The organism is Halomonas colorata (assembly GCF_014897985.1).
GTDB classification, from domain to species: Bacteria; Pseudomonadota; Gammaproteobacteria; order Pseudomonadales; family Halomonadaceae; genus Vreelandella; species Vreelandella colorata.
Window position 1 is genome coordinate 1 of sequence record NZ_JABUZA010000045.1, and the last position, 19,811, is coordinate 19,811.

Sequence of the window (19,811 nt, forward strand, 5' to 3'; positions counted from 1 at the left end):
TTAAGATGTACCAATAGGTTTTTAATAGCATGGCGGCCTGGGTGCGGTACTTGCTGAGGTGCTATGAGAAATCCGGGCTAAGTAAGTCAGTCTAGTACATGACATCTTGTTTAGCAGGTTAACGATAAGTTCGCTCTTTGCTCTACAAAATCCAGATGGGATAAAGAGTTAGGTAGCGATTCAGAAATAGCTGCAAATAAAACGCCCGGTGCTTAAACCACACACCGGGCGCTAAAAGGATAACTAATTAAAAAATTAAGGCGATGCCGCCTTGAGAGATTGCTGTTCAGCCTCTGTAGGCACCGGCAGCTCGGACGTGCAGTGGCCGCACCGGACGGCTTTGATAGGCACGGTCATGAAACAGTACGGGCAGGGCTTCTCGACCGGGCTTTTGGGCGCTTCCACCTCTTCACGCTTTAAGCGGTTGATCGTTCTAACCAGCATGAAGACCACAAAGGCCACAATCGTGAAACTGACCACTGCATTGATAAACAGCCCAACGTTTAGGGTGACGGCTCCGGCTGCTTGAGCAGCCGCCAAGGTGGGGTAAGGGCCTGCAACGCTGCCCTGACTAAGCACGACAAACAGATTGGAGAAATCAATACCACCCACTAATAGGCCGATAATCGGGTTCATGACATCCTTGACGAGGCTTTGTACGATCAGTGTAAAAGCGCCGCCTATAATAATCCCCACCGCCATATCCACCACGTTGCCTTTAACGGCAAACTCGCGGAACTCCTTGAAAAACTTGGCCATTGATGCCTCCTTACGTTCTTTAGCTTATTAGCTTATAGCGTTTTTTTAAATGTAAAACCTTTGGGTTCAATGAGTTATTAAAACGACGTTTAACGTTGAAACAAACGTTTCATTAATCACTGATGCCCGCCTTACATCTCCATTAATCGCCCCAGTGGCGACTTCCAGTGTTCTATTTGCGACATCTGCTGAATTGCTTTTCAGATTGCTTTGTCAGTATAAGTGTCATTCGTGCCAATATGCAGGTAAGCAGTAAGTATCTAGCGCAGGGACCCAAAACAAGACGCCAGCGACATAGACAGATAATAAAAAGAAAACCAATGACGTTTAGGTGATAGAGGTAAAGACCATGACAATTGATCAAGTAAAAAAACCCACCACAGTAGGTCACTCGAACGTACCGCAAACCCTCGGTTTTCTGCTGTTGGACAACTTCACCCTTATCTCTCTGGCATCAGCGATTGAGCCCCTGCGCATGGCCAACCAGCTAGCGGGGCGCGAGCTTTACCGCTGGTACATGCTGACTCAGGATGGCTCTCCGGTTCGCGCAAGCGACGGCCTGCATGTAACGCCTGATGCCTCAATGCATGCACCGCTGTCACTTGACTGGGTCGTGGTATGTGGCGGCGTCGCCCCTCAGCATAGTGTCAGCCGCGATCACCTGCATTGGCTGCAGGCGCAGTCGCGCCAGCTACGGCGCCTGGGCGCTATCTGTACGGGTAGCTGGGCGCTGGGTCAGGCGGGCCTGCTGGATCATTACGAAACCAGCATTCACTGGGAATGCTTGGCGTCCATTCAGGAAGCGTTTCCGAAGATTGTGCTGACCACGCGGCTTTTTTCCATCGACCGCGACCGGTTTACCGCCTCGGGCGGCACGGCACCGCTGGATATGATGCTCAACCTGATCGCTCACGATCATGGTAAGGAGCTTTCGGCAGGCATTTCCGAAATGTTCATCTACGAGCGTATGCGCAACGAGCAGGATCAGCAGCGCGTACCGTTAAAGCACGTGCTGGGCACGACCCAGCCCAAGCTGCTGGAAATCGTCGCGCTGATGGAATCCAACCTTGAAGAGCCGCTTGAGCTCGACGAGCTGGCAAGTTACGTCGACGTTTCCCGTCGCCAGCTGGAGCGCCTGTTCCAGCGCTACCTGCACTGCTCGCCCTCGCGCTACTATCTGAAACTTCGTCTGTTGCGTGCACGTCAGCTACTCAAACAGACGCCGCTATCCATCATCGAAATTGCCTCGGTGTGCGGCTTTGTTTCAACCCCGCACTTTTCCAAGTGCTACCGCGAATGCTTCGGTATTCCGCCGCGCGATGAACGTCTGGGCATCCATACGCGCCAGAAATATGAAAAATCGCCCCCTTTGCTTAAACGCTGGGGAGTAGAACCGGCAAGCAGCGAACCGACATCGAGCGCCTTGCTGGCGCTTGCCTATGCACAGGGCGAACCCACCTTTGCCAGCGTGCCGTTGCTTACCTGAAAGCGTACTAATTGAAAACGTACTAATTGAAAACGTTCTAATTGAAAGAGTACTAGCTGACACAGCATTAGTCGTTGATATCAGAGCTGCCTAAAAGGCGGCTCTTTTTCGTTAAGCCTTTTGCCATATCACGCCACCTTCTTTGCTTTTGTGACTTCCCCGTTTTCTTTTGTACCGCTTAACCCGGCTGCTCGCCAGGTTTCCTGCACGTGCTTTTCACACGATGACGCTTTTGGAATTTCCGTCGTCGTTTCCAAGCGCAGATCGACACCACCTCAACGCTATGCTCCCTACATAAACAATTCTGGAGCTACGTTATGAACCCTGCTGAATTGCACCAAGACGCCATCGTCATTGACGGCCTGATTATTGCCAAATGGAACCGTGAGCTTCTGGAAGACATGCGCCGTGGTGGCCTGACCGCGGCCAACTGCACCGTCTCGGTGTGGGAGGGGTTCAAGGCAACGGTAGATAACATCGTCGCCTCCAACAAGCTGATGGAAGAGTGCAGCGATCTGGTACGCCCGGTGCGCACTACGCGTGACATCATGCGTGCCAAGGAAGAGGGCAAGACCGGCATCATCTTCGGCTTCCAGAACGCCCACGCCTTTGAAGACCAGATCGGCTACGTCGAGATCTTCAAGCAGCTTGGCGTAGGCATCGTGCAGATGTGCTACAACACCCAGAACCTGGTGGGTACTGGGTGCTACGAGCGTGATGGCGGGCTTTCCGGCTTTGGCCGCGAGATCGTTGCCGAGATGAACCGCGTAGGCATGCTGTGCGATCTTTCCCACGTCGGCGCCAAGACGTCTGAAGAAGTCATTCTCGAATCCAAAAAGCCGGTGTGCTATTCCCACTGCCTGCCCTCCGGGCTTAAAGAGCACCCGCGCAACAAGTCCGATGCAGAACTCAAATTTATCGCCGACCACGGCGGCTTTGTCGGCGTCACCATGTTCACCCCTTTCCTCAAGAAGGGCGTTGATTCGACCATCGACGACTACGTTGAGGCGATTGAGTACATCATGAACATCGTGGGTGAAGACGCCATCGGTATCGGCACCGACTTCACCCAGGGCCATGATCAGAACTTCTTCGAATGGCTGACCCATGACAAGGGCTACGCCCGCCGCCTGACCAGTTTCGGCAAGATCATCAACCCGGAAGGCATCCGTACCATCGGCGAATTCCCCAACCTGACAGAAGCGCTCTTGAAGCGTGGCATGAGTGAATCCCAGGTGAGAAAGATCATGGGCGAGAACTGGGTGCGCACTCTGAAGGACGTGTGGGGCGAATAAGCGCCTGCACTACCGTTCGACAAGACCCTGGAAGCCTTTGAATAACTCAATGTCTTTCAAATAAATATAAGTGTAAGGAATACGACCGTGACCACAACCGCCCCCGAACTCCCGATTGACGTCGACAGCGAAACCGGTATCTGGACGACCGATGCCCTGCCGATGCTGTACGTTCCGCGCCACTTTTTCGTCAACAACCACATGGCGGTTGAGGAAGCGTTGGGCGCCGAAAAATACGCCGAGATTCTCTATCACGCCGGCTACAAGAGCGCCTGGCACTGGTGCGAGAAAGAGGCCGAGCTCCACGGGCTTGAAGGCGTGGACGTGTTCGAGCACTACATGAAACGCCTCTCCCAGCGCGGCTGGGGCCTGTTCATCACCGAAGACATCGACCTGGATGCGGGTACCGCTCGCGTGCGTCTTGAGCACAGCGCGTTCGTGTACCAGATGGGCAAAGTGAACCGCAAGATCGAGTACATGTTCACCGGCTGGTTCGCCGGGGCCATGGACCAGATTCTGGCGGCGCGGGGAAGCGAGATGCGTACGGTTGCCGAGCAGACCCAAAGCGGCGCCGAAGAGGGCTGTGAGCACGGCCTGTTTGTTGTCACGCCCAAGCACTGAGGAGTGTCGTCATGGCATTCGAAGCACTTTTCAAGCCGATCCAGATCGGCAGCCAGACCATCCGCAACCGCGTGGTCAGCACGGCCCACGCCGAGGTCTACGCCACCGACGGCGGCATGACCACCGAGCGCTACGTCAAATACTACGAAGAGAAAGCCAAGGGCGGCTGTGGTCTGTGCATCTGTGGCGGCTCGTCGATTGTTTCTATCGATAGCCCCCAGGGCTGGTGGAGCTCGGTCAACCTCTCCACCGACCGCATCATCCCGCACTTTCAGAATCTGGCGGATGCCGTGCACAAGCACGGTGGCAAGATCATGATTCAGATTACCCACATGGGCCGTCGCTCACGTTGGGATGGTTACGACTGGGCAACACTGGTGTCACCATCGGGCATCCGCGAGCCGGTTCACCGTTCGACCTGTAAAACCATTGAAGTTGAAGAAATTCACCGCATCATTTATGACTTCACCCAAGCGGCACGCCGGGCGAAGGAAGGCGGGCTGGATGGCGTCGAGCTGTCCGCCGTGCACCAGCATTTGATCGACCAGTTCTGGAGCCCGCGCGTCAACAAGCGTACCGACGAGTGGGGCGGAAGCTTTGAGAACCGCATGCGCTTTGGCATGGAAGTACTCAAGGCGGTGCGTGCTGAAGTGGGCAACGACTTCGTGGTGGGCATGCGTATCACCGGCGACGAGTTCCACCCGGACGGCCTGACCCACGAGGACATGAAAAAGATCGCCGCGTATTACGACGCCACCGGCATGGTCGATTACTTCGGCGTGGTTGGCTCGGGCTGCGATACCCACAACACCTTAGCCAACGTCATTCCCAACATGTCATTTCCGCCGGAGCCCTTCTTGCATCTGGCATCCGGCATCAAGGAAGTGGTCAACGTTCCGGTCATTCACGCTCAGAACATCAAGGACCCCAACCAGGCGCAGCGCATTCTGGAAGGCGGCTATGTGGATCTGGTCGGCATGACCCGCGCCCATATCGCCGACCCACACCTGATCGCCAAGATCAAGATGGGCCAGATTGACCAGATCAAGCAGTGCGTAGGCGCCAACTACTGCATCGACCGCCAGTATCAGGGCCTCGACGTGCTGTGCATCCAGAACGCCGCCACCTCACGCGAGTACATGGGCCTGCCGCATATCATCGAGAAGAGCGAAGGTCCCAAACGCAAGGTGGTCGTCGTGGGCGGCGGCCCGGCGGGTATGGAAGCCGCCCGCGTGTGCGCCGAGCGCGGCCACGACGTTACCCTGTTTGAAGCCAGTGAGCAGATCGGCGGCCAGATCACCATCGCATCCAAAGCGCCCCAACGTGACCAGATTGCCGGTATCACGCGCTGGTATCAGTTGGAGCTCAACCGTCTTGAGGTGGATCAGCGTCTGGGCACCAGGGCCGATGAGGCGACCATCCAGGACCTGCGTCCGGATGTAGTGATTCTGGCCACCGGCGGGCAACCGTTCCTTTCGCAGGTGCCGGAATGGGGTTACGACAGCGATAAAGACAAGAGCCTTGTGGTCAGTACCTGGGATATTCTCAACGGTACGGTGGCACCAGGCAAAAACGTGCTGATCTTTGACACCATCTGCGAGTTTTCCGGGGTTTCCGCGGCGGACTACCTGGCCGACAAAGGATCAAAAGTCGAGATCGTTACCGACGATATCAAGCCAGGTGCGGCGGTAGGGGGCACGACTTTCCCCACTTACTACCGCAGCCTGTACGACAAAGAAGTCATCATGACCTCGGATCTCGCCCTGCATAAGGTCTACCGCGAAGGCGATTCGCTAGTCGCAGTGCTCGAAAACGAGTACACCGGCGCGCTGGAAGAGCGAGTGGTGGATCAGGTGGTGGTCGAAAACGGCGTTCGCCCGGATGAAGCACTCTATTACAGCCTCAAGGAGCAGTCGCGTAACAAGGGCCAGATGGATCTCGAAGCGCTCTACGCGATCAAGCCCCAGCCCTGCCTACAAGAAACCGGTGATGGTTTCGCGCTGTTCCGCCTGGGTGACTGCACCGCGCCACGCAACACGCACGCTGCTATTTATGACGCGCTGCGGCTTTGCAAGGACTTCTGACAATAACGCTGTAAGCTGAACGTCATGGGCCGCACGGCTCATGACGTTTTGTACTTACGGTGTCTCTGAGAGGAGAGACGCCATGCTTGATACCCTTCTGCCGATTCTGCTGTTTTCTGCGCTCGCGCTTGCCGCCATCGGTGCCGTGCGCCGGGTGCGCCTGTGGCGCCAGGGGCGGCCCTCTCCTGTACCAACTATCAGCGGCCTAATGCAGGTTCCCAGGCGCTACCTGGTAGACCTGCACCACGTCGTCGAGCGGGACAAGTACATTTCACACACCCACGTGGCCACTGCCGGCGGTTTTGTGCTGGCCGCGTTACTGGCTATCGTGGTTCACGGCTTTGGCCTGGACAGCACGATTCTTGCCTGGGTTCTGCTAGCCGCCACCATCAGCATGTTCATAGGCAGCCTGCTGGTCGCCAAGCGGCGCAGCCCGCCGCCCTCACGGCTCTCCAAGGGCCCGTGGATGCGTCTGCCCAAGAGCCTGATGGCATTTTCCATCGGCATGTTCGTAGTCACCCTGCCCACCGCGGGTATTCTGCCTGAAGGCATTTTCCAGAGCGGCGCGGGCTGGATCGCGGCCTTAGTGCTGGCCGCGGTCATCGTCTGGGGCCTGGGCGAGATGTTCTTCGGCATGACCTGGGGCGGACCGATGAAGCACGCCTTTGCTGGCGCCCTGCACCTGGCCTTCCATCGTCGCCCGGAGCGCTTTTCAAATCGCGCTGGAGGGGAGCACCGGTCAACCGGCCTCAAGCCGCTGGCGCTTGATGACGACCGGACAAAACTGGGCGTCGAAGTGCCGGCCGACTTCACCTGGAACCAGCTTTTAGGTTTCGATGCCTGCGTCCAGTGCGGGCGCTGTGAAGCCGTTTGTCCGGCTTTTGCCGCTGGCCAGCCGCTTAACCCCAAGAAGTTGATTCAGGATATGGTGGTCGGCATGGCCGGCGGCAGCGATGCCAACTACGCAGGCTCCCCTTACCCCGGCAAGCCGGTGGGCGAGCATGCTGGTACGCCTCACGGGCCGATTGTGGACCGTGCGGGCGGCGCGCTGGTGGATGCCGAAACACTGTGGTCCTGCACCACCTGCCGCGCCTGCGTAGAAGAGTGTCCGATGATGATCGAGCATGTGGATGCCATCGTCGATATGCGCCGCTTTCTAACGCTTGAGCACGGCAACACGCCCAACAAGGGCGCGGAGGTGCTGGATAACCTGATCGCCACAGATAACCCGGGCGGCTTTGATCCGGATTCGCGCCTGCACTGGGCGGCGGATCTCAACCTGCCGCTGATGGCCGACAAGCGCGAAGCCGAAGTGCTGCTGTGGTTGGGCGACGGCGTGTTCGACATGCGCAACCAGCGCACCCTGCGCGCCTTTATCAGTGTGCTGCGTGCCGCGAACGTGGATTTTGCCGTACTGGGTACCGAGGAGCGCGACAGCGGCGACGTGGCAAGGCGCCTGGGCGATGAAGCCACCTTCCAGAGCCTGGCCAAACGCAATATCAGAACGCTTGCCCAGTATCGCTTTTCGCGCATCGTTACCTGCGACCCGCACAGTTTCCACGTGCTGAAAAACGAGTATGGGGAACTTGGAACGCCGGAGACACCTGCTGATTATCATGTGCAGCACCACAGCACCTATATCAACGAGCTGGTACTCGCTGACAAGCTCACCTTCAAGGCCTGGAAAGGCGGCAGCGTGACCTACCATGACCCGTGTTATCTCGGCCGCTACAACGGCGAGTACGAAGCCCCTCGGGACGTACTCCGTGCACTCGGCATTGAAGTAAAAGAGATGGCCCGCTCCGGCTACCGCTCGCGCTGCTGCGGCGGTGGTGGCGGCGCACCAATCACCGATATCCCCGGCAAACAGCGTATCCCCGATATGCGTATGGAAGATGTTCGCGAAACCGGTGCTGACCTGGTTGCGGTGGGCTGCCCGCAGTGTACTGCCATGCTTGAAGGCGTTGTTGAGCCCCGTGCTGACATCAAGGATATTGCCGAGCTGGTCGCCGATGCGTTGATCATCAAAACGCCTGACGACAAGGCGACCCAAAGTAAGCCCGCGCCAGCAGCATCGCGCACCGTCCTGGAGGCAACGCCATGAGCGAGCTTGTTCGTCGCGACCCTCGCAAAGCGTGGATCGCCCGTAACCGTCTGCACCCGCAGCACCTTGAGGTGCTGGCCGAACTGGGTGGCGGCGCGGTGGCCAGTGAATGGATGGGGCCCAACGGCGTGATGCGCCGTAACCCCCACGCGGTCGGTTTTATAGGCCCCAACGGCATTCGGCGTATCGATCGCAGCGGCGCCCAGCAGGCAGCCCAGGCGCCGGGGCGCAGTACTGAGGCCAAGGATGCACGACGGCACGTGGTTATCGATGCGCCAGCGTTTATGGTGGCGGTGGTGCCCGATATGGCCGGCGGGCGTCTTTCATCTCACGACCGTGATTTGCTGGGGCTTGCCCGCCAGCTGGCCGACGCTGACCCGGCCCAACCCGGCGCCGTGCTGGCGATCGTGTTTGGCGAGCATAAAGAAACCGCCTTTGATGAGGCGGGCATTGACCGGCTAATGCATCTGGAAGGTGAGCGCTTCTCGGGCTATCTGCCTGAGCTTAGCGTCGCCACCCTGCAAGGCGTTGATCGTGAAATGGCGCCCCGCTACTGGCTACTGCCCGACTCAAGCGTCGGCGGTGAGCTGGGCCGACGCCTCGCTGCACGGCTTGGCGAGCGCCCGGCCGCTCAGGTCTGGCAGGTCGAGGCAGACGCTGAAAGCGCGACCGGCTGGCGCTGTACCGCGCGTGGTGCAGCGGGTAGAAGCGATATTACCCGCAGCCTGCCCCGTATCGTGCTGGCCCTGGCCGAGTGCGCCGACCCGGTCAGCGAGACCCGCCACGCGGCGGAGCCGATCGCGCTTTCCCAAGGCCTTCCCGATGTGCTCGGACGTATCGAGGATATGGGCGAAGTGGCGGTTGACCCGGCCAGCGTGTCGCTCGCTGAAGCTGAATTCATTCTGTCCGCCGGTAACGGCGTCAAGGATTGGGACAGCTATCACCACGCTGCCGACGTACTCGGCGCCACCAAGGGCGCGTCACGCGTGGCGGTGGACGACGGCTTTATGCCGCGGGATCGCCAGGTAGGCGCCACCGGCACCTGGGTATCTGCCCGCGTCTACGTGGCGATTGGAATCTCCGGCGCCATCCAGCACCTTCAGGGCATTCAGAGCTGCGACAAGGTCGTGGCCGTCAACCTCGACGAAGGCTGCGACATGGTCAAGCGCGCTGATCTTGCCGTGATCGGCGATGCCAGCGCCGTGCTCGCCGCACTAGTGAAACGCGTCGAGCAGTACCGCGCCGAGCAGCAGGAGAACCGCGATGCCGCATGATGTCAGTAACACAAATGCCAAATCATCCACACCGAGCGGATTAAACGTTACCGTGCTGGTCTCAGTAGGTCGCCATCCGCTGACCGCGCGAGCCCGCCGCTCAGATCAGGACGCCCGCGCCGTGGAAATGGCCCTGACCCTGCAAAGCGCTTCGGTCAGCCTGCTGCATGCAGGCCAGCAGGATAGTGAAAACGAAGAGGCCATCCGCGGCTATCTCGGCATGGGTATCGACTCTGTCGACTTGATCGAACAAAAACCCCAGGCCGATGTAATACCTGCGCTGGCCAAAGCGCTGCGCGCAAGCGCTGCGCAACTGGTGCTGACCGGCACCCGCGCTGAAACCGGCGAGGCCTCGGGCATAACGCCTTACCTGCTGGCAGAGGCGCTGGGCTGGCCGATCATTACCGGCCTGGCCGCAGTCGAGAAAATCGAGCAGGGTACGGCGGTGGTGCTTCAGGCCCTACCCCGCGGCAAGCGCCGGCGCCTGCGCATTCGCCTGCCGGCGATTGCCACCGTGGATAGTAGCGCGCCTCCAGCACGTCAGAGCGCCTTCGGCCCGGCCAAACGTGGCGAGCTAGCTATCCACCTAGAACCCAGCGCGATCGATGAAGCGCTGGGCACGTGGCACATTCAGCCAGCACGCAAACGCCCCAAACGGCTCAAGATCGTCAAGTCCTCCTCGGCGCGCGACCGCTTCAAGGCTGCCGCCGCCAAAGCCGATGGCGGCGGTGGGCAAACGCTTAACGATGTCACCCCAGAACAGGGCGCCGAGGCGATCTTCAAACTGCTCAAGGAGGAAGGGGTACTGCGCTAGGTAATGAGTGCTTCTAGTGATGTGATTTTCAGCCCGCCGACCGGCGGGCTTTCTTTTACGTAACGATTGCGTTGAAGCACGCGGCAGTCTCGAGTAACTCGTAGCGAGGGTCTTTCGCCAAGGATGGCGAAAGTAGCGCCCAAGGAAGGGTTCACAGCGCCCTCGCGTAGAGTTACTCGAGTCCGCTGCCCACCAAATCTGGCTTTAATGGCCCCAAACGGATTTAAACCATTCACACAGCCGCTTACTTTCCTACAAACCCCGGATAAAGCCGCAAACGCTGCCTTTCCCGGTGCAGGCCAATCCCCGCATGCGCCACTAGCACGGTGATGACCATTGCCCCACCCGCCAGCGTCGAGGCCGTAGGCTCTTCGCCAAGCCACCACCACACCCACAGCGTGCCCAACGCCGTTTCCACCAGATAGAAAAGCGCCACCTCGGTCGACGGTAGATAGCGCGTGGCGCTGTTGATCAGCACGGTAGCCAGCGGCATCTGGATAAGCCCCATCACAGCGAGTACGCCGTAGCGCGGAGCATCCAACGAAAATGGCGCGGCCAAAGGCAGCGCGATGGCCGCCGAAAGCAAGCCCCCGCCGGCAATCACCACGATACGGTCAATATCGGGATAGCGGCGCAGCACCGTTAGATTGCCCCCGATCGCCAGTGCCGCAGCCAGAGCATACAAGTTGCCCACCAGCATCCCCGTGGCGCCCTCGCCCATAAAGACCAGGCTCATGCCCAGCATGCAGATGACAATCGCCACCAGCGTTCGCAAGGCAACACGCTCTTTGAGAAACACCCGTGAAAACAGTGCGGCGAAAAGCGGCGCAGTGCTAAGAATCACCACCACGTTAGCCACGCTGGCGTTCATCACCGCGAGCACGAAAAGCGCTGAAATCAGCCCCAGCAGTATTGCCGAGACCAGCGACGAGAACGGATTAGCGCGCAGCCTGACCAGCCGGTTGCCTACCAGGCACAACAGCCCCAGCACGCTGAACATCAGAAAGCCGCGCCAAAAAACGATGGTCCACCCATCGGTATCCGCCAGGCGGATCAGCAGGCCGTCGAAGCTGAGAAACACCACGCCCAGTATCACCATAAGCAGACCGCGTTGGTAAGGACCGCGTTGGTAAGGACTTAGCTGCATTACATTGTCTCCCGGTTGGCAAAAAAGATAACCGCCCGCCCAATGGGCGAGCGGTTAAGCCTGACAGCCGATGAATGGCTTCCCCGACTAGCTGGTCATGCGCGCGGCTAATGCCTTCTGCTGGCGAGGGCGAACCACCCAGAAGCCCACTGCCCCAGCCATCAATAACATGCTGCCACAGCCAATCGCCAGGGCGTAGCCGCCCTGCACGGCACTGGCATCCACATTAAACTGAGTGGCAAACCCAGCCAGCGTCACCGCATACTGCTGCCACAGGAATATTCCGATGGCCACACCGGACAGCATGGTGCAGAGCGCAATCAAACGCGTACCCGTCATCCAGCCGCTGACGGCCTGGGCATCAAACTCATGCAGAAACGCCTGGTAGACTTTTTCGGCCTGGGTAACGCGGGTTACACGAGAGGCCAGCACAATCGCCACAAGCGCCATCAGCGTGCTCAGCAGCACCGGGTGCAGATGCACCGGTAGGCTAAGCCACTCGGCCTGAATCATCATCGAGATCGCAACATTGCCCACAAATCCCACCGCTAAGCCCCAGCCAGCGCCCGCAGCGGTAATGCGCTTGCTCCAGATACTCATCAGCGCCACCGGCCCCCAGGAGGAAGCAAACAGCGTAGCGGCAAACCACACCACCGACATCACCGCCGGCGGCTGGAATAGCGCCAGCAACAGCGCGATCAACCCCGCCGCCAGCACTGCGATACGGCTTTTGCGCATGGCCGATTTCTCATCCAGCGAAGCGGGCAAGATATCGTTGGAAAGGCTAAAGCCTATGATCGACAGAAACGTCGAGCAGGACGACAGCCCCGCGGCGAACACGCCGGTCAAAATGACCACGCCAAGCCAGGTCGGCAGTATGTTGAGCGCCACCCAGATCATGGAGCGTTCAGGATCAAGCCCTGAATCGTAAAGGTTGATCGCCGCGCCGGTCATCATCATCAAGGCGTAGAAAATCGCCAGCGCCACGGCGGTAAGCATGGCCGAGCGCATCACTACGTGTTCATTGCGCGCCATCAGATAACGGCTGGACTGCCAGGGGCTTGCCGCTAGCACCGCCGCCCACACCAGACCCAGCGTCAAGCCCCAGGTCAGCGCCTCGCCAGGCGAGGAGAAGCTTGCGTTCGGGCCTTCCAGCACACCGTGCCACAGCGCGATGCCGGGTTTATCGGTCTGGTTAAGCAGCCCCTCAACCACGCCGTTCCAACCGCCCAGGTCCTGGATCACATAGATTGAGCCGCCCAGGGCTGCCAGCGAAAAGATCACGAACATGATCGTATCGGTGAGCATGACACCGGGCGAGCCCGAATAGAGGATAAAGCCGGTGTAGGTCGCCCATACTAGTACAAGACCCACCCAGTACGGCATGCCGGTCAGCTCGGAGAACATGATACCCGCGCCCTGCATGACACCCAGCAGATACGCGCCCAGGCCGATGATGGTGGTCAGCCCGGCGATCACCTGAACGCGGCGCGAGGCAAAACGCTTGCCAAAGAATTCCGGCACGGTTCGCGCTCCGCTGCGGCGCAGATAACGGCCAAACACCAGTGCGCCCAGTAGGCATCCCGAGGTGCTGATGGCGGCAAAGATGAGCATGACAAACGGATAGCCCTGATAGGCAAAGCCCGTTTCGCCCAGAAAGGCGCTGGTGCTCAAATAGCTTGCCACCAGCGTACCCAGGATAAAAAACGTCGGCGCATTACGACCGGCCACCAGATAATCATCCAGGCCCTTGACGCGCCGCCCAGCTAGATGTCCGACAACAAAATAGCCAACCAGGCTGAGCAGTATTGCGATGGTGTAGATCATAAGAATAGCCGTGGAGTTGTTAATATTGTGTTAGCCATGGTGCAACGCTTCGCCAGCACGCTCATTGTTACCAGCGGCGCTCAATGCAACATTTACGACAACCGATAGGTTAACCAAACGGGGCGTCACTAATTGACGCCCCGAATGCAGCCGATACTTGATTATCCAACAGCCTTGGGTATCGCGTTGAGCTGGCGCCACTCTTTATGGAGCCCCACGTAAAGGCTGAAACACATTAACAAGAGAACCAGCGTAAAGGGTAGCCCCGTGGCCACCGCGCCCGCCTGCAGCGCGCTAAGTGCCGTGCTCCCCCCGCCATACAGCAGCACACCGGCAATCACACCCTCAAGCGCCGCCCAGAATACCCGCTGGCCCTTGGGCGCATCAGTTTTGCCGCCGGCAGTGATGCTGTCGATAACCAGCGAGCCGGAGTCCGATGAGGTAATGAAGAACACCAGTACCAGCACGATGGCCAGTGTTGAGGTAATGCTGGTCAACGGCAGTTGCTCCAGCATATGGAACATGGCAAGCGAGACATCGCTGATGCCGTTTGCAAGCTCCCCCACGCCGTTTTCAGCCTGGAACAGCGCCGTGTTGCCAAACGCACTCATCCATACCAGCGTAACCAGCGTCGGTACCAGCAGTACAGCAATAAGAAATTCACGCACCGTCCGCCCCCGTGATACGCGGGCGATAAACATGCCGACAAACGGAGACCAGGAGATCCACCACGCCCAATAGAAGATGGTCCAGCCGTGATACCAGATATCATCGTCGCGGCCAATCCAGTTCGAAAGCGGCAGCAGGTGACTCATATAGTCCACCGCGGTGGTACCAATGCCCGTCAGAATCATCAGGGTCGGCCCGGCGATAATCACGAACAGCAGCAGGATCGCCGCAATCACCATATTGATGTTCGAGAACAGCTTGACGCCGCCGTCGAGGCCCCGCCATACCGAAAACAGCGCAATCACGGTAACCACCACGATAATCGCCAGCTGCGTGCCGATGGTGTTGGGGATATCAAACAGGTAGGCAAGCCCGCTAGCCGCCTGGGTCGCGCCAAAACCCAGCGAGGTAGCCAGCCCGAAAATAGTCGCCAGCACCGCCAGGATATCGATGATATGCCCCGCCCAGCCCCGGGTGCGCTCGCCCAGAATCGGGTAAAACGCCGAACGCAGTGTCAGCGGCAAACCCTTGTTATAAGCGAAGAAGGCTAGTGACAGCCCGACCACGCCATAGATGGCCCAGGGGTGCAGCCCCCAGTGAAACATAGTCGCGCCCATGGCGGCACTTGCGCCTTCGGGCGTATTGGCTGGAATATTCAGGGGCGTACCGTACCAGTCGGTGTAGTAGGCCACCGGTTCAGCAACGCTCCAGAACATCAGACCGATCCCCATGCCCGCCGCAAACAGCATGGCGAACCAGGAGGTGCGCGAGTACTCCGGCTTCGCGTCGCTGCCGCCCAAACGTATCCGCCCGAGTGGCAAGCAGATCAATAGTAGACAGAACACCACGAAGATATTGCCCGAAATCATGAACAGCCAATCGAAATGCTCGATCGACCAGTTCTTGGCGACTCCCAACTGGGTATTAGCGGCATCCGGATAGACCAGCGCGTAAAGAATAAACAGCAGAATAGCGAGAGCGGACAGTGGAAAGACGGGGTTATGAAAATCCAGCCCCATGACCTGCTTGTTATCCTGACCGGGAGTCAGGACGGGATCATCATGGTCCATAGGTTATCCTCGTTGTTATTTTTCGAGTCGAGCAATACGCCGAGATGGCGAAGTACGGCCATTTGAATTCTTAGGCGATACGCACCAGTGCAGTTGTTTAAAACCGACACCGACATAGCTATTGCCGCGTCGCCCAAGCTATTGGATGGGTACACTGGCAGGCCAAACGGCCAACACATGAGAGGATGCCGTCATGATGATTGTCGAACTGATTGATGGTGATGATTTCCGAGCACGGCTAACCGCGCTGGGTATCGATATTGCAGAGGGTGCCGACCCTGATACGTGTGCACGTATCGCGGCACAGGCGCATCAGCAAAAAGCGATTCCTGAACTCCCGGCACTAGTGAATGATCTCATGACGCAGCAGAACATCCTGCTGCCATCGGTACGCCATGCCATCGAGCGCTTCTTACCTCTTTAAGGAATGGTTAAGCAGCGGCTTTGAGCAGGCCTGCCTTGGCAAGCCTGCTCTTAATGCGTTTTAGCCCTGGGCCAGCTGCAGCGCGACGCTATCGCTGCCCAGATTGCTGAGCATGCGTTCAGAGTACCAGTCGATAAAGTCGATGACCCCAAACTCGTAGGTTTGCGAGTAGGGGCCGGGCTGGTAGGCCTTGGAGTTGATGCCGCGCTGGTTCTCTTCGGCCAGCTGGCGGTCCTGATCGTTGGTGGCATCCCATACGCGGCGCATGTTTTCCGGGTCATAATCCACGCCCTCTACCGCATCTTTATGCACCAGCCACTTGGTGGTCACCATGGTCTGCTGCGGGCCAAGCGGCAGTACGCGGAACACGACGGCGTGATCACCCATAAAGTGGTTCCAGGAGTTGGGCAGGTGCAGAATGCGCAGCGAACCCATGTCCGGGCTGGTCAGGCGGCCCATGAGTTTGTTGCAGGCTGGCTTGCCGTCCATGGTCATGGAGACCACGCCATCGAGTAACGGCGTGCGCGTCACGCGGTTGCGCTTGCCAAAGCGCTTGAGCTGCCAGGGCACCTGCTCGCCGTTCCAGTCGGCCTGCTTGCGAGTCACCAGATCCTTATACTTATCCGTCGCCCGCGGGTCTTCGGTATCGTCGAACTCGATCAGCGAGTTTAAAAGCTCCGGGTGCGAGCCATTACAGTGATAGCACTCGCGGTTGTTCTCGATGACCAGCTTCCAGTTGGCCTGCTCGATAATGCTCGACTCCACGGCAACCTTGACGTTATCCATCTGGTACGGCTCAAGGTAGTGCTCGAGCGTCACCAGAAAATCGTCGATGGCGGGCGGGTTATCGCTCAGGTTGATAAACACAAAGCCACCCGCAGTGCGCACGCTAACCGGCTTCAGGCCGAACTGGTTAAGATCGAAATCGGTGCCCATGTCGCTGCCGGCAAACAGCAGGCGGCCGTCGAGCTCGTAGGTCCACTGGTGGTAGGGGCACACCAGCTTGGCAACTTTACCTTTATCCTTGGTACACAACCTTGAGCCGCGGTGGCGGCAAACGTTATGAAACGCATGGATCTGGCCTTCGCCGCCGCGCACAATCACCACGGGGTTGTCGCCGATCTCCAGGGTCATGAAATTGCCTTTGGCCGGAATCTCGCAGGCCATGCCCGCGAATAGCCATTCTTTTTCGAATACTTCCTGCATATCGAGCGCAAACAGGCGGGCATCATTATAGAAAGGCTGGGGCAGAGAATAGGTACGCGCGCGGGACTGCAGCATATCAACCGTCGCTTCACGCATGGATGCCAGTAGGTCGTTGTGTGTGTAATCCATTGTCTTGTTCATACCAGATATCCTTTTTAACACCGCCTCCCTTACCCAGGGCGGCGACAGGGTCATTAACCAAACATGATTGTGTTGTTGTTAAGTTGCGTAACCTGGCGATTGTGTGAAGCGCACAGCGCTTGCTACTTGTTGATGGATTGTGGTGCACGGCTTTTGCCGTCAATTGTCTGCCCACGACACTATGTGGCGTGGCGACGACGTGAGTGGAGTTTTTTGATCAACAGAAGGTGCCGCAAGGTAAGTGTGTGTCGCTAACAGGCAAGCTGGCCATAAAGCGCGTACCCAGAATGCAGGTTAATGGTGCTGGACCGTGCAGACAGGACGGGCCGGTGAAGGCAACGCGATAGCACGGCCACATTGAGACGACGATGACAATGAACTTCTTTAATCCCGTCACGACCCAGACCTGGACCAACGGCCGCCACCATGTGCGGTGCGTCAAGATCATTCAGGAAACCTGGGACGTTCGCACGTTCTGCTTTATGGCTGAACAGCCGGTAATGTTCTTCTTCAAGCCGGGCCAGTTTGTGACGCTGGAGCTTGAAATCGATAACCAGCCGATCATGCGCTCCTATACGATTTCAAGCTCTCCCTCCGTGCCTTACAGCTTTTCAATCACGGTCAAGCAGGTGCCGGGCGGCTATGTCTCCAACTGGCTGCACGCCAACCTCAAGGTGGGCGACGAGCTGGTGGTGCATGGCCCGGTGGGTAACTTCAACTCCATCGACTTTCCTGCCGACAAGGTACTGTTTCTGTCCGGCGGCGTGGGCATTACCCCGCTGATGTCGATGACCCGCTGGTTCTTTGACACTAATGCCAATGTGGATGTTGAATTTATTCACAGCGCCCGGGCGCCGCGTGACGTTATCTATCACCGAGAACTGGTGCACATGTTCTCGCGTATCCCCGAGTTCAAACTGCATATCGTGTGCGAGAAGAAAGACGATATCGGCGAGGCGTGGGCCGGTTACCGCGGTTATCTGACCCAGCCCATGCTCGAACTCATGGCCCCGGATTTTCTCGAACGGGAAATATTCTGCTGTGGCCCGACGCCCTATATGAACGCCATCAAGGCGATCTTGCGCGCCAACAACTACGACATGGCTCACTACCATGAGGAGTCGTTTGGCGCGACGCCAATGGATGTCCAGGAAGACGTTCTGGAGCTTGCCGAGCAGGCTGAAGTTGAAGCCGAACAGGCCGAGTCCGAAGAACTGATCAACATTGAATTCGCCCAGTCAAATAAAAGCGTGCGTATTCAGCCAGGCGAGACAGTACACGCGGCAGCGGCCAAACTTGGCCTGCATATCCCCAAGGCATGTGGTATGGGCATCTGCGGTACCTGCCGGGTGGAGCTGAAGTCCGGTGAGGTGGAAATGGAACACAACGGCGGGATTACCGACGAAGATATCGAAGAGGGCTACATCCTGTCCTGCTGCAGCAAACCGAAAGGCAATCTAGTGGTGGATTTCTAGCACGACAAGCCAAAGGGGCAAAGCCTGCCAAGAGACGGATACCAACCTGGCTCGGTATCCGTTTTTTTATGCTTTAAATTCACCATAAACGGACATAAAAAACGCTCATGGCCCGGAGCCATGAGCGTTATTAACGTCTGTTACCCGCGCGTTTTAGTGCTTAATCAGGCAGCGCCCAGCAATCCATGAGGATCGAGGACAAACTTGCTGGCCACGCCCGCATCGAACTGCTCGTAGCCCGTTGGCGCATCTTCAAGCGAGATAACTTGGGCGTTGACGATCTCGGCGATGTTCAAGCGCCCGTGCAGGATGGCCTGCATCAGCTGTCGGTTGTACTGCACTACTGGCGTCTGGCCGGTATGGAAAGAGAGTCCCTTGGCCCAGCCTTGACCAAAGCGCAGGCTGAGGCTTCCGGTTTGCGCAGCTTTTTCGGTCGCACCCGGGTCTTCGGTCACGTAAAGCCCCGGAATACCGATGGAGCCGCCTTCGCGGGTGACTTCCATCATCTGGTTAAGCACCACTGCGGGTTGTTCTTTGCCACCATGCCCGATCGCTTCAAAACCGACCGCATCGATGGCGCTATCCACGCTGGGCTCGCCCACCACCGCAGCGATCATTTCACCCAGGCGATCATGCTTGCTCAGATCAATCGGCACAAAGCCCATCTTGCGGGCGTGCTCCAGGCGCGCCTGATTGAAGTCACCGATCATGACTACCGCCGCGCCTAGCAGGCGTGCCGAGGCCGCCGCGGCCAGCCCCACCGGACCTGCACCGGCAACGTACACCGTGGAGCCTGCGCCAACGCCCGCTTTTAAAGCGCCGTGGAAACCGGTCGGGAGAATATCGCTCAACATGGTCAAATCGCGGATCTGGGTCATGGCTTGGTCGCGATCCGGGAACTTGAGCAGATTGAAGTCGGCGTAGGGCACCATGACGTAGTGCGCCTGCCCGCCTACCCAGCCGCCCATATCGACATACCCGTAGGCACCGCCCGCGCGGTCATCGTTGACGTGCAGGCAAAGGCCTGTATGGCCTTCTTTGCAGGTACGGCAGCGGCCGCAGGCCACATTGAAAGGCACTGACACGATGTCGCCAATACTTAGAAATTCGACGCCCTTGCCCTTCTCGATTACCTCGCCAGTAATCTCGTGCCCCAGCACCATACCGGTGGGTGCAGTGGTCCGCCCGCGCACCATGTGCTGGTCAGAGCCGCAGATATTCGTGGACACCACTTTCAAGATGACGCCGTGATCAATGGGCTTGCCATGGGGCGTTTCCATTTTTGGGTAGGCGATATCCTGAACTTCGACCTTACCGTCACCGATATAAACAACACCACGATTGTTGGACATGCGGAATCCTCTCTTCTGGGCGCTGACGCAGTCTCGAAGACGTTCTCAATAACTGCGCTGGCA

The 19,811-nt window shown here is 58.3% G+C and carries 15 protein-coding genes; 9 read left to right on the plus strand and 6 right to left on the minus strand.

The window, feature by feature from the left end:
- Nucleotides 1–255: 255 nt before the first annotated feature.
- Nucleotides 256–759 (minus strand): large-conductance mechanosensitive channel protein MscL, encoded by a 504-nt coding sequence (gene mscL, locus INT33_RS17480; protein ID WP_193092581.1) that lies wholly within the window; start codon nucleotides 757–759, stop codon nucleotides 256–258.
- A gap of 349 nt (nucleotides 760–1,108) precedes the next feature.
- Here mscL and gbdR point away from each other — a divergent pair, with 349 nt between their 5' ends.
- The 7 genes from gbdR to etfB all read left to right on the plus strand — a co-directional run bounded on the left by gbdR (nucleotide 1,109) and on the right by etfB (nucleotide 10,437).
- A complete protein-coding gene (gbdR, locus tag INT33_RS17485) occupies nucleotides 1,109–2,245 on the plus strand; it encodes a choline metabolism transcriptional regulator GbdR (protein WP_193092582.1) in 1,137 nt (378 codons plus the stop codon).
- A 317-nt stretch (nucleotides 2,246–2,562) separates the two neighbouring features.
- Nucleotides 2,563–3,540, plus strand: coding sequence for a dipeptidase (locus INT33_RS17490; protein WP_193092583.1), 978 nt, complete (start codon nucleotides 2,563–2,565; stop codon nucleotides 3,538–3,540).
- 87 nt (nucleotides 3,541–3,627) lie between these two features.
- Nucleotides 3,628–4,161: a DUF5943 domain-containing protein gene (locus INT33_RS17495; RefSeq protein WP_193092584.1), complete on the plus strand. Its 534-nt coding sequence runs from the start codon at nucleotides 3,628–3,630 to the stop codon at nucleotides 4,159–4,161.
- Nucleotides 4,162–4,172: 11 nt separating this feature from the next.
- Nucleotides 4,173–6,245, plus strand: a complete 2,073-nt coding sequence (dgcA, locus tag INT33_RS17500; RefSeq protein WP_193092585.1) for a dimethylglycine demethylation protein DgcA — start codon at nucleotides 4,173–4,175, stop codon at nucleotides 6,243–6,245.
- Between the two features lie 82 nt (nucleotides 6,246–6,327).
- Nucleotides 6,328–8,349, plus strand: coding sequence for a (Fe-S)-binding protein (locus INT33_RS17505; protein ID WP_193092586.1), 2,022 nt, complete (start codon nucleotides 6,328–6,330; stop codon nucleotides 8,347–8,349).
- Nucleotides 8,346–9,623, plus strand: coding sequence for an electron transfer flavoprotein subunit alpha (gene etfA, locus INT33_RS17510; RefSeq protein WP_193092587.1), 1,278 nt, complete (start codon nucleotides 8,346–8,348; stop codon nucleotides 9,621–9,623). The genes INT33_RS17505 and etfA overlap by 4 nt, the downstream gene beginning before the upstream one ends.
- A complete protein-coding gene (etfB, locus tag INT33_RS17515) occupies nucleotides 9,613–10,437 on the plus strand; it encodes an electron transfer flavoprotein subunit beta (protein WP_193092588.1) in 825 nt (274 codons plus the stop codon). Before etfA ends, etfB begins: the two co-directional genes overlap by 11 nt.
- 244 nt (nucleotides 10,438–10,681) lie before the next feature.
- Here etfB and INT33_RS17520 read toward each other — a convergent pair whose 3' ends face one another.
- From INT33_RS17520 to INT33_RS17530, 3 genes are all read right to left on the minus strand, one after another.
- On the minus strand, nucleotides 10,682–11,584 hold the full coding sequence (locus tag INT33_RS17520) for a DMT family transporter (RefSeq protein WP_193092589.1): 903 nt from the start codon (nucleotides 11,582–11,584) through the stop codon (nucleotides 10,682–10,684).
- 87 nt (nucleotides 11,585–11,671) lie between these two features.
- Nucleotides 11,672–13,411: a sodium:solute symporter family protein gene (locus INT33_RS17525; protein ID WP_193092590.1), complete on the minus strand. Its 1,740-nt coding sequence runs from the start codon at nucleotides 13,409–13,411 to the stop codon at nucleotides 11,672–11,674.
- A 161-nt stretch (nucleotides 13,412–13,572) separates the two neighbouring features.
- Nucleotides 13,573–15,150 carry a BCCT family transporter gene (locus tag INT33_RS17530; RefSeq protein WP_193092591.1) on the minus strand — a complete coding sequence of 526 codons (1,578 nt, stop codon included), beginning with the start codon at nucleotides 15,148–15,150 and terminating at the stop codon, nucleotides 13,573–13,575.
- 193 nt (nucleotides 15,151–15,343) lie between these two features.
- Between INT33_RS17530 and INT33_RS17535 the strand changes: the two genes are divergently transcribed.
- Nucleotides 15,344–15,574 (plus strand): hypothetical protein, encoded by a 231-nt coding sequence (locus INT33_RS17535; RefSeq protein WP_193092592.1) that lies wholly within the window; start codon nucleotides 15,344–15,346, stop codon nucleotides 15,572–15,574.
- Between the two features lie 60 nt (nucleotides 15,575–15,634).
- Here INT33_RS17535 and INT33_RS17540 read toward each other — a convergent pair whose 3' ends face one another.
- Nucleotides 15,635–16,921: an aromatic ring-hydroxylating oxygenase subunit alpha gene (locus INT33_RS17540; RefSeq protein WP_193092593.1), complete on the minus strand. Its 1,287-nt coding sequence runs from the start codon at nucleotides 16,919–16,921 to the stop codon at nucleotides 15,635–15,637.
- A 368-nt stretch (nucleotides 16,922–17,289) separates the two neighbouring features.
- Between INT33_RS17540 and INT33_RS17545 the strand changes: the two genes are divergently transcribed.
- Nucleotides 17,290–18,396 (plus strand): hybrid-cluster NAD(P)-dependent oxidoreductase, encoded by a 1,107-nt coding sequence (locus tag INT33_RS17545; RefSeq protein ID WP_193092594.1) that lies wholly within the window; start codon nucleotides 17,290–17,292, stop codon nucleotides 18,394–18,396.
- A 164-nt stretch (nucleotides 18,397–18,560) separates the two neighbouring features.
- On the opposite strand, the gene fdhA is transcribed toward INT33_RS17545, so the two are convergent.
- Nucleotides 18,561–19,748, minus strand: coding sequence for a formaldehyde dehydrogenase, glutathione-independent (gene fdhA / locus INT33_RS17550; protein ID WP_193092595.1), 1,188 nt, complete (start codon nucleotides 19,746–19,748; stop codon nucleotides 18,561–18,563).
- Between the last annotated feature and the right edge of the window lie 63 nt (nucleotides 19,749–19,811).

What these genes read in the sequence shown, in the direction of transcription:
- INT33_RS17490 (WP_193092583.1), top strand. Translation starts at nt 2,563, where the DNA reads ATGAACCCTGCTGAATTGCACCAAGACGCCATCGTCATTGACGGCCTG.
- mscL (WP_193092581.1), bottom strand. Translation starts at nt 759, where the DNA reads ATGGCCAAGTTTTTCAAGGAGTTCCGCGAGTTTGCCGTTAAAGGCAAC.
- INT33_RS17530 (WP_193092591.1), bottom strand. Translation starts at nt 15,150, where the DNA reads ATGGACCATGATGATCCCGTCCTGACTCCCGGTCAGGATAACAAGCAG.
- etfA (WP_193092587.1), top strand. Translation starts at nt 8,346, where the DNA reads ATGAGCGAGCTTGTTCGTCGCGACCCTCGCAAAGCGTGGATCGCCCGT.
- etfB (WP_193092588.1), top strand. Translation starts at nt 9,613, where the DNA reads ATGCCGCATGATGTCAGTAACACAAATGCCAAATCATCCACACCGAGC.
- INT33_RS17525 (WP_193092590.1), bottom strand. Translation starts at nt 13,411, where the DNA reads ATGATCTACACCATCGCAATACTGCTCAGCCTGGTTGGCTATTTTGTT.
- INT33_RS17520 (WP_193092589.1), bottom strand. Translation starts at nt 11,584, where the DNA reads ATGCAGCTAAGTCCTTACCAACGCGGTCCTTACCAACGCGGTCTGCTT.
- INT33_RS17545 (WP_193092594.1), top strand. Translation starts at nt 17,290, where the DNA reads ATGACAATGAACTTCTTTAATCCCGTCACGACCCAGACCTGGACCAAC.
- INT33_RS17505 (WP_193092586.1), top strand. Translation starts at nt 6,328, where the DNA reads ATGCTTGATACCCTTCTGCCGATTCTGCTGTTTTCTGCGCTCGCGCTT.
- dgcA (WP_193092585.1), top strand. Translation starts at nt 4,173, where the DNA reads ATGGCATTCGAAGCACTTTTCAAGCCGATCCAGATCGGCAGCCAGACC.
- gbdR (WP_193092582.1), top strand. Translation starts at nt 1,109, where the DNA reads ATGACAATTGATCAAGTAAAAAAACCCACCACAGTAGGTCACTCGAAC.
- INT33_RS17535 (WP_193092592.1), top strand. Translation starts at nt 15,344, where the DNA reads ATGATGATTGTCGAACTGATTGATGGTGATGATTTCCGAGCACGGCTA.
- INT33_RS17540 (WP_193092593.1), bottom strand. Translation starts at nt 16,921, where the DNA reads ATGAACAAGACAATGGATTACACACACAACGACCTACTGGCATCCATG.
- fdhA (WP_193092595.1), bottom strand. Translation starts at nt 19,748, where the DNA reads ATGTCCAACAATCGTGGTGTTGTTTATATCGGTGACGGTAAGGTCGAA.